The 15,224-nt window shown below is 69.2% G+C and carries 15 protein-coding genes and 1 riboswitch; of the genes, 8 read left to right on the forward strand and 7 right to left on the reverse strand.

The genetic code is table 11. From position 1 onward, the window contains the following. Positions 1-43: 43 nt before the first annotated feature. Positions 44-1,123 carry a histidinol-phosphate transaminase gene (gene hisC, locus ACFVFH_RS10865; protein WP_383765889.1) on the reverse strand — a complete coding sequence of 360 codons (1,080 nt, stop codon included), beginning with the start codon at positions 1,121-1,123 and terminating at the stop codon, positions 44-46. Positions 1,124-1,494: 371 nt separating this feature from the next. Here hisC and ACFVFH_RS10870 point away from each other — a divergent pair, with 371 nt between their 5' ends. From ACFVFH_RS10870 to ACFVFH_RS10880, 3 genes are all read left to right on the forward strand, one after another. Further along, a complete protein-coding gene (locus tag ACFVFH_RS10870) occupies positions 1,495-2,607 on the forward strand; it encodes a LacI family DNA-binding transcriptional regulator (RefSeq protein ID WP_383765891.1) in 1,113 nt (370 codons plus the stop codon). A 173-nt stretch (positions 2,608-2,780) separates the two neighbouring features. Continuing rightward, positions 2,781-3,833, forward strand: a complete 1,053-nt coding sequence (locus ACFVFH_RS10875) for a metallophosphoesterase (protein ID WP_383765893.1) — start codon at positions 2,781-2,783, stop codon at positions 3,831-3,833. Between the two features lie 181 nt (positions 3,834-4,014). Beyond that, positions 4,015-4,839 carry a hypothetical protein gene (locus tag ACFVFH_RS10880; protein ID WP_383765895.1) on the forward strand — a complete coding sequence of 275 codons (825 nt, stop codon included), beginning with the start codon at positions 4,015-4,017 and terminating at the stop codon, positions 4,837-4,839. A 177-nt stretch (positions 4,840-5,016) separates the two neighbouring features. Here the strand turns inward: ACFVFH_RS10880 and ACFVFH_RS10885 are convergent, their stop codons facing one another. Further along, on the reverse strand, positions 5,017-6,120 hold the full coding sequence (locus tag ACFVFH_RS10885; protein ID WP_383765897.1) for a hypothetical protein: 1,104 nt from the start codon (positions 6,118-6,120) through the stop codon (positions 5,017-5,019). Between the two features lie 140 nt (positions 6,121-6,260). Then, positions 6,261-8,036, reverse strand: coding sequence for a phosphomethylpyrimidine synthase ThiC (gene thiC / locus ACFVFH_RS10890; RefSeq protein ID WP_383765898.1), 1,776 nt, complete (start codon positions 8,034-8,036; stop codon positions 6,261-6,263). Next, positions 8,029-8,162, reverse strand: a riboswitch (TPP riboswitch). Its footprint overlaps the gene before it by 8 nt. Positions 8,163-8,232: 70 nt before the next feature. Between thiC and ACFVFH_RS10895 the strand changes: the two genes are divergently transcribed. Then, complete coding sequence (locus tag ACFVFH_RS10895; RefSeq protein WP_383765900.1) at positions 8,233-9,567, forward strand: YibE/F family protein; 1,335 nt, start codon at positions 8,233-8,235, stop codon at positions 9,565-9,567. A 79-nt stretch (positions 9,568-9,646) separates the two neighbouring features. Here the strand turns inward: ACFVFH_RS10895 and ACFVFH_RS10900 are convergent, their stop codons facing one another. The 4 genes from ACFVFH_RS10900 to ACFVFH_RS10915 all read right to left on the reverse strand — a co-directional run bounded on the left by ACFVFH_RS10900 (position 9,647) and on the right by ACFVFH_RS10915 (position 11,869). Next, a complete protein-coding gene (locus ACFVFH_RS10900; RefSeq protein WP_072488197.1) occupies positions 9,647-10,084 on the reverse strand; it encodes an SsgA family sporulation/cell division regulator in 438 nt (145 codons plus the stop codon). Positions 10,085-10,185: 101 nt separating this feature from the next. Continuing rightward, positions 10,186-10,956, reverse strand: a complete 771-nt coding sequence (locus ACFVFH_RS10905; RefSeq protein ID WP_383765902.1) for an IclR family transcriptional regulator — start codon at positions 10,954-10,956, stop codon at positions 10,186-10,188. Between the two features lie 243 nt (positions 10,957-11,199). Then, a complete protein-coding gene (locus ACFVFH_RS10910; RefSeq protein WP_383765904.1) occupies positions 11,200-11,415 on the reverse strand; it encodes a DUF5326 family protein in 216 nt (71 codons plus the stop codon). A 136-nt stretch (positions 11,416-11,551) separates the two neighbouring features. Continuing rightward, complete coding sequence (locus ACFVFH_RS10915; RefSeq protein WP_383765906.1) at positions 11,552-11,869, reverse strand: cupin domain-containing protein; 318 nt, start codon at positions 11,867-11,869, stop codon at positions 11,552-11,554. Positions 11,870-11,937: 68 nt separating this feature from the next. Here ACFVFH_RS10915 and ACFVFH_RS10920 point away from each other — a divergent pair, with 68 nt between their 5' ends. The 4 genes from ACFVFH_RS10920 (at position 11,938) to ACFVFH_RS10935 (ending at position 15,137) form a co-directional block, all read left to right on the forward strand. Continuing rightward, positions 11,938-12,315, forward strand: a complete 378-nt coding sequence (locus ACFVFH_RS10920; protein ID WP_383765908.1) for a phage holin family protein — start codon at positions 11,938-11,940, stop codon at positions 12,313-12,315. Positions 12,316-12,381: 66 nt separating this feature from the next. Beyond that, positions 12,382-13,512, forward strand: a complete 1,131-nt coding sequence (locus ACFVFH_RS10925) for a cystathionine gamma-lyase (protein WP_383765909.1) — start codon at positions 12,382-12,384, stop codon at positions 13,510-13,512. Between the two features lie 185 nt (positions 13,513-13,697). After that, positions 13,698-14,594, forward strand: coding sequence for a LysR family transcriptional regulator (locus ACFVFH_RS10930; RefSeq protein ID WP_383765910.1), 897 nt, complete (start codon positions 13,698-13,700; stop codon positions 14,592-14,594). 63 nt (positions 14,595-14,657) lie between these two features. Further along, positions 14,658-15,137, forward strand: coding sequence for an NUDIX domain-containing protein (locus tag ACFVFH_RS10935; protein WP_383765912.1), 480 nt, complete (start codon positions 14,658-14,660; stop codon positions 15,135-15,137). Positions 15,138-15,224: the final 87 nt, after the last annotated feature.

The raw sequence follows: 15,224 nt of genomic DNA on the forward strand, positions 1-15,224 counted from the left end.
GGTACGGGGCCAGGGGGGCGCGCGGGCCGACCGCGCCGCCGCCCTACAGCTCCTTGCGGTACTCCTGCGCCACCTTCAGGAACAGGTCGTTCGCCTCGTCCTCACCGATCGAGACCCGCACGCCCTCGCCCGCGAACGGCCGGACCACCACCCCGGCCCGCTCGCAGACCGCGGCGAAGTCGACGGTACGGTCGCCGAGCCGGATCCAGACGAAATTGGCCTGGGAGTCCGGCACGGTCCACCCCTGGCCCGCCAGCGCCCGCTGCACCCGCTGACGCTCGGACACCAACGAACCCACCCGCCCCAGGAGTTCGTCCTCGGCACGCAGCGAGGCGACCGCCGCGTCCTGTGCGAGCTGGCTGACGCCGAAGGGCACCGCCGTCTTGCGCAGCGCGGCCGCGACCGGCTCGTGGGCCACGGCGAAGCCGACCCGCAGACCCGCCAGGCCGTACGCCTTGGAGAAGGTGCGCAGCACCGCCACATTGGGCCGGTCCCGGTAGATCTCGATGCCGTCCGGCACCTCGACGTCCCGGATGAACTCCCGGTACGCCTCGTCGAGCACCACCAGGACGTCGCCCGGCACCCGGTCCAGGAACCGCTCCAGCTCGGCCCGGCGCACCACGGTGCCGGTCGGGTTGTTCGGGTTGCAGACGAAGATCATCCGGGTGCGGTCCGTGATCGCGTCCGCCATCGCGTCGAGATCGTGCACGTCGCCCTCGTTCAGCGGGACCTTGACCGAGGTCGCACCGCTGACCTGCGTGATGATCGGGTACGCCTCGAAGGAGCGCCAGGCGTAGATGACCTCGTCACCCGGGCCCGACGTGGCCTGGAGCAGCTGCTGGGCCACACCGACCGAGCCGGTTCCGGTGGCGAGGTGCGAGAGGGGCACACCGAAACGGTCGGCCAGCTCGTTCATCAGACCGGTGCAGGCCATGTCCGGGTAGCGGTTGAAGTTCGCGGCCGCGGCCAGGGCGGACTCCATCACCCCGGGCAGCGGCGGATACGGGTTCTCGTTGGAGGACAGCTTGAACGCGACCGGTCCGCCGGCGGCGGCCGGCTTGCCCGGTACATAGGCGGGAACGCCGTCCAGTTCGGCGCGCAGCTTGGGGCTCGTCTCGCTCACCGCAGGTCCTCCTCGACCGTCCGTACACATCAATACTGCTCACCTTATGAGGATTGGGCGCCGCTGCGAATGGCCGGAGCCGCCCAATCGTCCGGTGCGACCTGGAATGGGGGGAGCGCTCATCCCACCACCGCACGCCGGTGGCTCACGCCGTGGCGCGCATCCCTCGAAGAGGTGAGATGAGACCTCTTCGAGACATCGACCATTTAGTAGGCCCACCTGCCTCGGTACATGACACACCATGGCCAGCGCGCCGAACTCCCTTGGTTTGCCAGGCATTTGACCTTTTATGATCATGCAAAAACGTACCTGTCAACGAGTGAATATGCGACCGGGCCAACCGCCCTCGCGCGCCCTACTATCGGCTCGCCATGACAGCAGCAGGGAAGCACCAGGTGAGCCGGACGGACACACCCCGGCGCGGCGGCCGGCAGGGACGAGCGGGAATCCGGGACGTGGCCGCCGCCGCCGGGGTCTCCATCACGACCGTCTCCGACGCGCTCAACGGCAAGGGCAGGCTCCCGGAAGCCACCCGCCGCCATGTCCGCGAGGTCGCAGAGCGCCTGGGCTACCGCCCTTCCGCAGCGGCCCGAACCCTCCGTACCGGCAAGTCCGGCCTCATCGGCCTGACGGTGACGACCTACGGGGACGAACCCTTCACCTTCACCGAATTCGCGTACTTCGCAGAGATGGCCAGAGCCGCCACCTCCGCCGCGCTCGCCCGCGGATACGCCCTCGTCATCCTGCCCGCCACCTCACGCCACGACGTCTGGTCGAACGTCGCCCTCGACGGCACGGTCGTGATCGACCCCTCCGACCAGGACCCGGTCGTCACGGAGCTCGTACGCCAGGGGCTGCCCGTCGTCTCGGACGGACGCCCGGCCGGCACCCTGCCGGTCACCGCCTGGGTCGACAACGACCACCGGGCCGCCGTGCTCGATCTGCTCGACCATCTCGCCGCCGCCGGAGCCCGCCGCATCGGCCTGCTCACCGGCACCACCACCGACACGTACACCCGCCTCTCCACCACCGCCTACCTCCACTGGTGCGAGCGCGTGGGCCAGGACCCGGTGTACGAGTCCTACCCCGCCCACGATCCCTGTGCGGGCGCGGTGGCCGCCGACCGGCTGCTCGCCCGCCCGGACCGGCCCGACGCCGTCTACGGGCTCTTCGACCCCAACGGCACCGACCTGCTGGCGGCGGCCCGCCGGTACGGGCTGCGCGTCCCCGAGGACCTGCTGCTGGTCTGCTGCAGCGAATCCACCGTGTACGCGACGACCGAGCCCCCCATCACCACCCTCTCGCTCAAACCGCGCAGGATCGGCACGGCGGTCGTCCAGCTCCTGATCGACGCGATCGAGGGCGTGACCCACGACGGACCGGTCGAGCAGGTCATACCGACCGAACTCATCGTGCGGACCTCCTCGCAACGCCGTCCACCCCGCACGACGGTCAGTGCGCCCCGTTCCCCGGCAGGGGATTGATCAGGCAATTTCGGACCAATCGGCCGGTGAACCCGACGTGCGTCCGGATTCACCACCCCTGGTGCGTCACAGAGCACGATCCGCATTCCTATGATGGGCGCACGACACCGCGGACCACCCCGACCAGCAGGGCCCGTCAGGTGTACGGCGGCGCGACGGTGGTGGAGGGGTCGATGACACAGGGGGCCGGTCAGGAACCCGTGGTGCGGACTGCGACGTTGCGCGACTTCCGCGTACCGCCCTATGCCCAGGGCCCGGTGCCGCCGTCGCATCCGGGCAACGCCGTCCCCGGCGGCGAGCCGCCGGAGGGGTACACCCCCACCGCGCGCGATCTTCCCGTGATCAACCGCGGCGACACCCTCCACGTGGCCGCCGTCCCCGACCCCCGGCCCGTCCCGGACCAGGGCCTCGGACCGCTGTACGTCGTCGGCGACGTGCACGGCTATCTGGACGAGCTCCACGCCGCCCTCGCCGAGCAGGGCCTCATCGACGCCGAGGGCACCTGGGCGGCGGGCAACGCCCGGCTCTGGTTCCTCGGCGACTTCACCGACCGGGGGCCCGACGGCATCGGCGTCATCGATCTCGTGATGCGGCTGTCCGCCGAGGCCGCGGCGGCCGGCGGCTACTGCAAGGCCCTGATGGGCAATCACGAACTGCTGCTCCTCGGCGCCAAGCGGTTCAGCGACACCCCGGTCAACTCCGGTGCGGGCACGGCCACGTTCCAGGCCGCCTGGCTGCTCAACGGCGGCCAGAAGAACGACATGGAGCGGCTCCAGGACGTCCACCTCCAGTGGATGTCCCGGCTCGACGCGGTCGTCGAGGAGGACGGGCATCTGCTGATGCACTCCGACACGACGGCGTACCTCGAATACGGCACCACCATCGAGGACGTCAACGACACGGTGCACGCCATCCTCACGCGCAACGACGCGGACGAGTGCTGGGACCTCTTCCGGAAGCTCACCAAGCGGTTCGCCTTCCGTGACGAGACGGGTCCGCAGGCGGTCCGGGAGCTGATGTCGACCTACGGCGGACAGCGCGTCGTCCATGGTCACAGCCCCATTCCGTACCTCCTCGGAGAGGTCGGTTCGGAGGACGGCGAGGACAGCTCGGGCCCCGTGGTCGAAGGTCCGCACGTGTACGCGGACGGGCTCGCCATCGCCATGGACGGGGGAGTGACCATGGCCGGAAAGCTACTGGTCGTCCAACTCCCCCTGCATGACTGACGTTTCCCCGGGCAGACGCATCCAGACCTGACCACGCCGACCACCGGGCCTATTTTCGGAAACCCCCTGTCACCCCGTGCCGTGGGCGCTCTACCATCGGCGTACCAGTCGCAGGCTCTCCTCCGTTTCCGCCCGACTGCCCGTGTCGAGCGGGCGTTCAGGCCCGACGGAGCATCGGGGGATGCACATGAACAGCGCTCCGCACCTGCTGGCCGAGGACCGGCCCGAGTACGAACGGATCCTCGACGACGCACTGCGCCATGCCCATGAACGGCCGGATCTGGCCGGGGTCGGCGAGCGGCTCAACGCCGTGCAGCTGCGCACCATGGCCCTGGACGCCACGGAGCTGATCACCTCGACGGCCGCCACCGAGTACCAGCACTACGTGCGGGCCCGCGAGGAACTGCGCAGCGCCGACGAGGGGGAGGACCAGGCTGCGGACCCCAGGCCCGCGGCCGGCCGACCGCAGGGCTCGGGCGCCGGCCTGGGCGCCGTCGTCACGGTCCTGGCACCCATGCTCGCCGGTACCGCGGCCTTCATATTCCTGCTGGCCGGCTACCTGCTGAGGCTGCTCGACCCGGCACCGTCGTTCGCCTCCACCATGGTCTCCGCCGGCTGGTTCTTCGCGGCGGTAACGGCCGCCGCCATCCTGGTCGCCGCCGTCGGGCTGCTCGCCACCGCGCTGCGCAACGGATCGGCTCCGCAGCCCGTCGAGGAGGCCGAGGAAGAGCTGCCGGAGGACGTGGCACGGGCCAGGGAGGCATGGCGCCACGCCCTGCTGGAGCGCGGCATCTTGCCCTTCCTCCGGGACGCGCTCGCCGACCCCGGGGCCGGGCGCGCCTCCCGCACCCCGCTCCGCTCGGCGAACCGCATCCCGAAGATCGGCTACAGCCGTCCGGACTTCTCCAGCCCGGACGGCGGACCGGCGGCGGGCCCCCGCCCGACGTTCACCTCGCCGGACTTCACCAGCCCCGACTTCGGCGGCCCCGAACACGAACTGGACTGACCTGGGACCTGTCTTCGAACTGCCATGGTCCGGCCGCACGGCAGACGGCAGTGCGAAGACAGAGCCGAGCCCGCCCCGCCGCAAAGTGGAAGCCAAACCTCCACGCACCGGCTGATCAACAGGCAGCGGCCGCCCCGAAGAAACCACCGGGGCGGCCGCTCCCGGGTCAGTGCGCTGCTACATGCGCCGAAGGATCTGCGCGCCTGCCCGTTCGACCGTCGTACGGCTGTAGACATGGACCAGGGCGAGATGGAAGAGCGCTGGCGCAAGGGGAGCCCACCGATGGATCCGATCCGGCCGCAGTATGTACTTGACCACGGCCGCAGGACGGAAGGGCACGTAGTCGATGGTCTGATGTTCCCACCGGTCCGCGACTCCTCTGCTCATACGTGCCTGGAGACCTTCGCCGGTCATGCCCTTCAGCCTGGCGTAGAAGTGAGCACTCCAGTGGCGCTTGTCGATGTCCAGTACAAAAGCGAGCAGTTCGAGCGAGTACTCGTTCGGCTCGATGGAGAGTTCTTCCCGCATGCCGCGCCGGGCCACGGCATACAGGTCGGGGGCGCTCCGGCCCGAGGAGTCGATATGGCGTGACATGCCCTCGTTCACTGAAGAGTTCCAGACCCCTGGCGCCATGCGGACCCGGTCGCTGCGCCGGCTGACGACCAGCATGTCGTCGGTGGTCACCACCGCGATGTTGACGGCGAAACTGCACTGCAGAAACGCGGGCGCCCGTAGCGGATCGTCCGCGGCAAGGTAGCGGGACCGAGGAGTTGTGCCGTCGGCCAGCCGACGGTCGAGCTGCTGAGCCGCGAGGAACGTGTAGTAGTCCGTCGGGCGCAACCGCAGGTGCACTTCGGGCTGTTCATCCAGGGCGGTGCGGGAGACATCGAACGACTCCACCGCGTAGCGGGGGCCGTTCCACAACGGCGTCCGGCCCTCGCTACGCAGACGTTCGCTCTCGGCCTCGATCTCGGCGCGCCATCCGACCATGTCCGAGGGCAGCTCGATCGCCTCGTCGAGCACCTGGATGTACATGGCTTCCGCGGGTATCGATGTCTCGCCGTCCCCCTCCACGACCAGGGCGGACGTATGGAGGGGGCCCAGGGAGAAGGTCCTCCACGCGGGACTGGACTCCTCGCGCTGTCTCAGGCTGCGTACCGCTCTCGTGGAGCGCGTCCGCAGTTTGTACCAGCCGTCCTGCAGAGGCTGTTGGAACAGCACCGCGAACAACATGCCCAGCACCGCGCCGACTACACCGTTTGCCACATCGATCCCGCCCATGTCAGGCAGGGTAAGGACGTGGAACGACCCGTGCGCGATGTTGTCCCTTCCGTTACAGCCGGGGGCAGGGCCCCGCGCCTGGAGTGGCCCCGGACGACACAGCGACCGGGGCCCGCCCAGGAGTCGGCCCATTCGTCAGGTCAGTCCGCCATCGGCAGATAGACCCGGTTGCCGCTCGCCGCGAACTCCCTGGACTTCTCCGCCATGCCCGCCTCGATCTCCGTCTGCGATGCGCCGTGCTCGCGCCGGATGTCCTGGGAGATCTTCATCGAGCAGAACTTCGGACCGCACATCGAGCAGAAGTGCGCCGTCTTCGCCGGTTCCGCGGGCAGCGTCTCGTCGTGGAACTCCCGTGCGGTGTCCGGGTCGAGAGCCAGATTGAACTGGTCCTCCCAGCGGAACTCGAACCGGGCGTCGGAGAGCGCGTCGTCCCAGTCCTGCGCCCCCGGGTGCCCCTTCGCGAGGTCCGCCGCATGGGCCGCGATCTTGTACGTGATGACGCCGGTCTTCACATCGTCCCGGTTGGGCAGGCCGAGGTGCTCCTTGGGCGTGACGTAGCAGAGCATCGCCGTCCCCCACCACGCGATCATCGCCGCGCCGATGCCCGAGGTGATGTGGTCGTACGCCGGAGCGACATCGGTGGTCAGCGGGCCGAGCGTGTAGAACGGCGCCTCCTCGCAGATCTCCTGCTGAAGGTCGATGTTCTCCTTGATCTTGTGCATCGGGACATGGCCCGGCCCCTCGATCATGGTCTGGACGCCGAACCGCTTGGCCACCGAGTTCAGTTCGCCGAGGGTGCGCAGTTCAGCGAACTGGGCCTCGTCATTGGCGTCGGCGATGGAGCCGGGGCGCAGCCCGTCCCCCAGCGAGTACGTGACGTCGTAGGCCGCGAGGATCTCGCAGAGCTCCTCGAAGTGCTCGTACAGGAAGGACTCCTTGTGGTGCGCGAGGCACCACGCCGCCATGATCGAGCCGCCCCGGGAGACGATGCCGGTCTTGCGGCGCGCGGTCAGCGGTACGTACGGCAGGCGCACGCCGGCGTGCACCGTCATGTAGTCGACGCCCTGCTCGGCCTGTTCGATGACGGTGTCCTTGTAGATCTCCCAGTTCAGCTCCTCCGCCCGGCCGTCGACCTTTTCGAGGGCCTGGTAGAGCGGGACGGTTCCGATCGGAACGGGTGAATTACGCAGAACCCACTCACGGGTGGTGTGAATGTTGCGGCCGGTGGACAGATCCATGACGGTATCGGCGCCCCAGCGCGTCGCCCACGTCATCTTTTCCACCTCCTCCTCGATGGAGGACGTCACCGCGGAGTTGCCGATGTTGGCATTGACCTTCACCAGGAACCGCTTGCCGATGATCATCGGCTCGATCTCGGGGTGGTTGACGTTGGCGGGCAGCACCGCCCGCCCGGCCGCGATCTCCTCGCGCACCACCTCGGCATCGACGTTCTCCCGGATCGCCACGTACTCCATCTCCGGGGTGATCTCGCCCCGGCGGGCGTACGCGAGCTGGGTCACGGGCCGCCCGTCCCGGCTCCGGCGCGGCAGCCGCGGGCGGCCGGGGAAGACCGCGTCGAGGTTGCGCAGCCCGCCCCGGGGCGAGGTGTGCTTGAGCCCGTCGTCCTCGGGGCGGGCCGGGCGGCCGGGGTACTCCTCGGTGTCGCCGCGGGCGATGATCCAGTTCTCCCGCAGCGGTGCGAGACCGCGGCGGACATCGGTCTCGACGGTGGGATCGGTGTACGGCCCCGACGTGTCGTACAGCGTCACGTCCTTGCCGTTGGTGAGGTGCACCTGCCGGACCGGCACCCGGAGGTCCGGGCGCGAGCCCTGGACGTACCCCTTGTGCCAGCCGATGGACTTCCCGGCCTCGTCGCTCTGGTTCGAGGCAGGCGTGCGTGCGTCCGCTGTGGTCATGAGACCTACTCCCTACGCCGGCATTACCCGGTAACAGGTTCGGCGGTCGGCGCAGCCCGTCCCGTACGGACGTACGGATGTCAGCGCCCTCTCAGCCCGGTGCTCCGAGCTCCCGCGTGTGCAAAGGTTCCTCCACGCTAGCGCCCCTTCCGCCGTGATGAACAGAGGGCCCGTTCCTTCTTGCGATGATCGGCCGGTGACGTCCCCCCATATCGCCCACGAACCGCAGAGCCGTCCTCAGGACCAGCACCACGGTCACTCGCACGGCCACGGCCCTGCCGCCCCCGTCTCCACACATCTGCGCAAGGTCATCGCGGCCGTACTGATCCCGTTCGCCACCGCCGTCCTCGTCGGTCTGGTGGCTCTCTGGCCGGGTGGCACGCCGCCGCACGAACGGACCGGCGTCGGATTCGACCGGCAGACCCAGCAGGGAAAGGTGGTGAGTGTCGACAAGGTGGACTGCAAGGACGTGAACGCGGTTCAGACGCCCGTCGGCGGGGACACCACACCGCCCTCGGAGAGCGCACGGGGGTTGTGCGGGCACGCCACGATCGAGGTGACGACCGGTCATGACCAGGGCCGGACCTTCACCGAGATCGTCCAGCCCGACTCGCCCCGCCAGCTGCGCCGGGGCCAGGGCGTGGTCGTGGCGTACGCCCCCGACGCGCCCCACGATCTTCAGTACTCGGTGACGGACGTCAACCGGAAGTTCCCGATGACCCTGCTGGCCGGGATCTTCGCCCTGGTCGTGGTCGCGGTGGGCCGCATGCGCGGGGTGATGGCGCTGGTCGCGCTCGCCGTGTCGTTCGCCGTGCTGACCCTGTTCATCCTTCCGGCCATACTCCAGGGCTCGAATCCGCTGCTCGTCGCGGTGGTCGGGGCCGGCGCGATCATGCTGATCGCGCTCTACATGTGCCACGGTCCGAGCGCCCGCACCTCGGTGGCGGTGATCGGCACGCTGATCTCACTGCTGCTGATCGGGCTGCTCGGTTCGCTCTTCATCGGCTGGGCGAGCCTCACCGGGAACACCGACGACAACACCGGCCTCATCCACGGCCTGTACCCGCACATCGACATGAGCGGACTGCTGCTGGCCGGTGTCATCATCGGATCGCTCGGGGTCCTCGACGACGTGACCGTCACCCAGACATCGGCGGTCTGGGAACTGCACCAGGCCAACCCGTCGTTGGGTGTGCGAGGGCTCTACCGGGCAGGGATCAGGATCGGACGCGACCACATCGCCTCGGTCGTGAATACGCTGGTGCTCGCCTACGCGGGCGCCGCACTGCCGTTGCTGCTGCTGTTCTCCGTCGCCCGGAGCAGCATGGGGACGGTGGCCAACAGCGAGCTGGTGGCGGAGGAGATCGTACGAACGCTGGTCGGCTCGATCGGGCTGGTCGCCTCGGTACCGGTGACGACGGTGCTCGCCGCGTTGGTCGTCTCCGCGGACCGCACAGGGCTCGGCGCGGAAGCCGGAGCTTCGGCACCCGTACGGGCCGGGAAAGGCCGTCGTCGCAGGACCAAGCCTTGATCGTCTGCATCAGACGGGCAATTCACCCATTCGGCAGATACCGTGTTCGACCGATGAGCCGGTCGGCGGTCGTTCCCCGTCAGCCGGCGTTCTGTTCCTCGGCGAGGATCCGACCCAGGGCGTCCTCCAGGTTGCCCTCGAAGTCACCCAGCGTGCACTCCTGTCCGAGCGGAACCAGCTTGTCGGTCCGGTCGAGAAACGCCACAAGTGGTGCCGTACCGGCCCTGAAGAGGGCCCGGTCCTCGCCGACCTGAAGCCGGATGTGTACGTCGGAAAGGCCCTCGGGCTCGGTGGGTCCGATATGCACATCACCGTCACCACTGGGGCTGTTGAGGCCGTCGAGCAGCAGCTCACGGCCGAATGCCCAGGTGACGGGGGCGTCACCGGGCAGATGGAAGGTCATCCGGATCGCATATGGATCGCAGACCTCGTACCGGAGCTCCACCGGGATCCGGAAAGAGAGTTCCTCGGAAACGAGGAAGCTCATCATGACCTCAGCTTGAACCGACTCGCGCATCGTTCAACCCCGCAGTAGATGAATCTGGCCAGGAATGATCCCCCGTGGCCCTATTGACGCCATCGTGGTGCACGCGATAGCAGATCACAAGGAGTGATTTTTCAGATACTGATAGAGAACACGAACGAACGCAAGAGGTTGGCCACTTCGCCACGTAGTTGTTCGACTGCGGGGAGCAACCGGCTTTCCTGCTCCAGGGGTACGGAAATCGCCATCGCCGCTGCGGTGAAACCGGCCGTGATCGGGATGGCCGCGCAGATCGTGCCGAGGGCGTACTCCTGCCGTTCGATGACAGGTTCCATCCGTTCCAGCGACCGCAGTCGTTCGAGGAGAGCGGCGCGATCCTTCACCGAATAGCGGGTCAGCGGACGCACAGGGTGACGATCCAGGTGGTCCTCTCGGGCCTTCTCGTCGAGCTGGCTCAGCAGACACTGGCCGATCGCGTGCGCGTGCCCGGTCTCGCGGAAGGACGCCCACTCGTGGACGGCGGGGGTGGCGGGGGCGTCGGCGACCGCGACGAGTTCGATCTCGCCCTCGCGGTAGACGGCGCAGTAGACCGGTGCGCCGATGATGTCGCGCCAGCGGCCCAGCGCCTCGGCCATCCTGCCGCGGCGGTTCTGCAACGTTCCCTCGCCGACCAGGCGTTCGGCGGCGGTCCCCATGAGGAAGACGCCGTTCTCCCGGCGCAGATAGCCCTCGTGGGTGAGGGTGCGCAGCAGGTGGTAGGCGGTGGGAAGGGGAAGGCCCGCCTCCCGGGCCAGTTGTTTCGCGGGCGCCCCGTCGCGATGGGCGACCACGGCCTCCAGCAGCCTCAGCGCTCGCTGCACCGAACCGATCAGCGTCGGGGCAGCAGTGCTCGATGCCGTGGTCAACAGTCACCCCCAGGCATGGTGACGGGCAGTCAGCCCGCCTGTGGGGGCCGCCCCCACGGGCTGCCGCATGACTGGAGTCCGGAGACCGAACACCGTACAAACCACTGGTCAGTGTGGTGACGGACTGTTAATTCCCAGGTGGTGGCAGCGAACTGCCACTGTATCGGCCGGGTCCGCGAGGGGCGTCGTTTCGCCTTCCGCTTAGCTCAGCTGGGCTAACGCCCCGGCCGACCTCCGATCGTCCTACCAGTCGCCGCGCGAAGAGGACGACATGAACTTGCGGACGACGAAGACGAGCCCGCCGACCAGGATCACGAAGATCAGGACCTTGAAGAGCAGTCCGATCACGAACCCGATCACGCTGGCGATCAGACCGCCGAACACGACGATCGCGATGACCGGCACCGCGATCCACTTCACCCACCAGGGCATCCCCGCGAATATCTCCCGTACGGCCATCGTCCCTACCTCGTCTCCTTGAGTTCCTGCTTCGATGCTAGAGGCGCGGAGGGGGCCGCCGGGGGTTCGGCGGCCCTTGAAGTCCCCTGATCGACCCCTGAGGGATCCCTGAGACCGGACCCCTGCCCTCCGCCGCTCAGCCCTCCGGCGGGGAGAAGACCACCATCACCCGCAGGTCCTCGGTGATGTGGTGGAACTTGTGGGCGGTACCGGCCGGTACGTACACCACGCTTCCTCTGCCCACCTGCGTGGTTTCCATGCCGACCGTGATCGAGGCACGGCCGCTGACCACGAGGTAGACCTCGTCCTGCTGGTGCGGCTGCTGCGGGTCGAGTGCGCCGGCGTCCAGGGCGTACAGGCCGACCGACATGTTCCGTTCCTTCACGAACTGCAGGTACGCCCCGTCGTTGGCGGCGCGCTCCGCCTCCAGCTCGTCCAGTCTGAATGCCTTCATGGCCGGTCCGCCCCTTGCCTCTGTACTGCCGGTGTCCACCACCGATCACGTCTGCCACGATCAGACACATGAAGAATTTCGTAGTCAAGACGATCGCCAACGCGGGTGCGCTGGCCGTGGCCATCTGGCTGATCCAGGACATCACGCTGAGCGGCGGCAGCACCGGCCGCAAGGCGCTCACCCTGATCCTGGTCGCCCTGCTCTTCGGCCTGGTGAACTTCGTGGTCAAGCCGATCGTGAAGTTGCTGACACTGCCGCTCTTCATCCTCACGCTCGGGCTGATCACGCTGGTGGTCAACGCGCTCATGCTGCTGCTGACCTCCTGGCTGGCCGGGCTGTTCAACCTGAGCTTCCATGTCCACGGCTTCTGGACCGCCGTGCTCGGCGGCCTGATCATCTCGATCGTCTCGTGGGCACTGAACGTGATCCTGCCCGACGAGGACTGACCCGACGCCTCCTGGAACCAGTGCGGGCACGACCGGTGGCACACCGGAGAGAAACGAGGAAGCGGAATGAGCATCATGGGCGACGGAACCAGAGCGGTACGGGCCGGGTTGCCCGAACCGGAACAGTTCGAACCCACCCTGCCCGGTCCGGTCTTCGCCGCGCACTTCCATCTCTCCGGTGATCCGACCGGCCCGTACACCTACGGACGGGACACCAACCCGACCTGGACCCATCTGGAACGTGCCGTCGGAGAGCTGGAGGCACCGGGGGAGCCCGTCGAGACCGTGGTGTTCGCCTCCGGGATGGCGGCGATCTCGGCCGTGCTGTTCTCCCAGACCCGTACCGGCGACGTGGTCGTCCTGCCCGACGACGGCTACCAGGCCCTGCCGCTGGTGCGGGAGCAGCTGGAGGCGTACGGCGTCGAGGTGCGGACCGCGCCGACCGGCGGGGATGCCCAGCTGGCGGTCCTCGAAGGGGCCAGGCTGCTGTGGATCGAGACGCCGTCCAACCCGGGGCTCGACGTCTGTGACGTGCGACGGCTCGTCGAGGCGGCGCACTCGGCCGGCACTCTGGTGGCCGTCGACAACACGCTCGCCACACCGCTCGGCCAGCGCCCGCTGGAGCTGGGGGCCGACTTCTCGGTGGCCAGCGACACCAAGGGCATGACGGGGCACGGGGACATCCTGCTCGGCCATGTGACCTGCCGCGATCCGGAGCCGGCGGCGGCCGTCCGGCGCTGGCGCAAGGTGGTCGGCGCCATTCCGGGCCCCATGGAGGCCTGGCTCGCGCATCGGTCGCTGGCCACGCTGGAGCTGCGGATCGACCGGCAGTGCGCCACCGCCCTGACGCTGGCGGAGGCGCTCGTCGGACGGCCGGAGATCACCGGGCTGCGGTACCCGGGGCTGCCCACGGACCCGTCGTACCCCCAGGCCGTCCGGCAGATGCGGCGCTTCGGCTCCGTGGTGTCGTTCGTCCTGCCGGACCGCGAACGGGCCGAGCGCTTCCTGGCCGAGCTGCGGCTGGTGGACGACGCGACGAGCTTCGGTGGTGTGCGCTCCACCGCCGAGCGCCGGGGGCGCTGGGGCGGCGATGCCGTGCCCGAGGGCTTCATCCGGTTCTCGGTCGGCGCGGAGGACCCGGCGGACCTGGTGGCGGATGTGGAACGGGCTCTGGACGCGGCGCGGGGCGGGAGCTGACCACGGGAACAGGCGGTCCGAGCCTCCCCCCTCGTGGCTCGGGCCGCCCCGGTTCCCTCGCGAGGAACCGTCCGGACAAGGCTAGTTGACTCTCCGTCAGTGTCCAATCACCCCAGCGACAGAGACCTATCGACATATTTATAGTTGTACGGGTCCGAAGCGTCGCGGCGGTGGGAGGGCAGGACATGGACCTGACCCTGCTGCGCACCTTCGTCACGGTGCACCGGGCCGGCTCCTTCACCCGGGCCGCCGCCCTGCTCGGGCTCTCCCAGCCCGCGGTCACCTCGCAGATCCGGACCCTGGAGCGGCAGCTGGGACGCCCGCTCTTCCTGCGCAGGGCCCGTGGCGTGACCCCGACGACGATCGGCGACGAACTCGCGCACCGGGCGGCGCCCCATCTGGACGCGCTGGTCGAGATCGCCGAGGCGGAACTCGACGAGGAATCGGGCACACGGAGCCTGCATCTGGCCGGGCCGCCCGAGTTCACATCGGTGCGCGCCCTGCCCGCGCTCGCCCCGCTCGTCGGCCAGGGCCTGGCTCTGCGGAGCTCCTTCTTCGCCGGGGCCGACGAGGCGCTGGAGGGGCTGGCCGCCGGGCACCACGACCTGGCCATCGCGGCGACCCGGCCGCGCGGCGGGCTGCTGACCGCGACTCCGCTCTGCGACGAGGAACACGTCCTGGTCGCCGCTCCGCGCTGGGCCGCGCGTCTCGGGCCCGGGGCCCTGCGGCACAAGGGGCCGCTGGTGCTGGACCAGCTGCCGGTGGTGGAGGTCCACGAGAGCCTGCCGCTCGTCTCCCGCTACTGGGCCGCCGTCTTCGAGAGCCGGCCCGCCGTCGCCGGGGCCGTCATCGTGCCGGACCTCCGGGCGGTTCTGGAGTGCGCGGCCGCGGGCGCCGGGCTCGCCGTGCTGCCGCGCTATCTGTGCGAGCGGGCGCTGGAGCGGGGCGAGGTCGTGGCCCTTCTGGACCCTCCGGTGCCCCCGCTGCGCACCTACTTCCTGGCGGCGCGGACCGGCACCCTCGCGCTGCCCCACGTCGCGCGGGCGCACGAGTGGCTGCTGCGTGCCGCCGCCGACTGGTGAGCGCAGGACGGCCGGGGACCGGTCCGGTGTTTCAGAACCGGTTCCGCGGGCCACTCTCTTGCCATGACCGAACGTCCCGTGGTCAAGCGCACCGCACGCGCCATCCTGCTCGACGGCAACGACCTGATCCTCATCAAGCGCACCAAGCCCGGGGTGGATCCCTACTGGCTCACACCCGGCGGCGGGGTCGAGCCCGAGGACGCGACCGTGGTCGACGCCCTGCACCGTGAGGTGGACGAGGAGCTCGGCGCCAAGATCATCGATGTGGTCCCCTGCTTCGTCGACACCGTGGAACACATCGAGGGCGGCGGGGTGAAGGGCGTGAAGGTCCAGCACTTCTTCGTCTGCCGGCTGGAGTCGATGGATCCGTCCCGGCGGCACGGCCCCGAGATCGACGATCCGTGCGGGGAGTACGACATCGTGCGGGTGCCGTTCAGCCGGGTGGGGATCGCCGCCGTCCACCTGGTGCCGTTGTCGTTGCGGCACTACCTGGACGGCAACATCGAGGGCGTGCGCGCGATGCACGCGCCCGACCTGGGCTGATCAGCGCCGCTCGACGGGGAAGGGCGGTCGGCCTCCGCCCGGGGTCAGCCGGGCGGGCCTCGCTGGGCGGGGGTCGGGCGGCCGCCG

It is taken from the genome of Streptomyces sp. NPDC057697 (assembly GCF_042799335.1).
Taxonomy (GTDB): Bacteria; Actinomycetota; Actinomycetes; order Streptomycetales; family Streptomycetaceae; genus Streptomyces.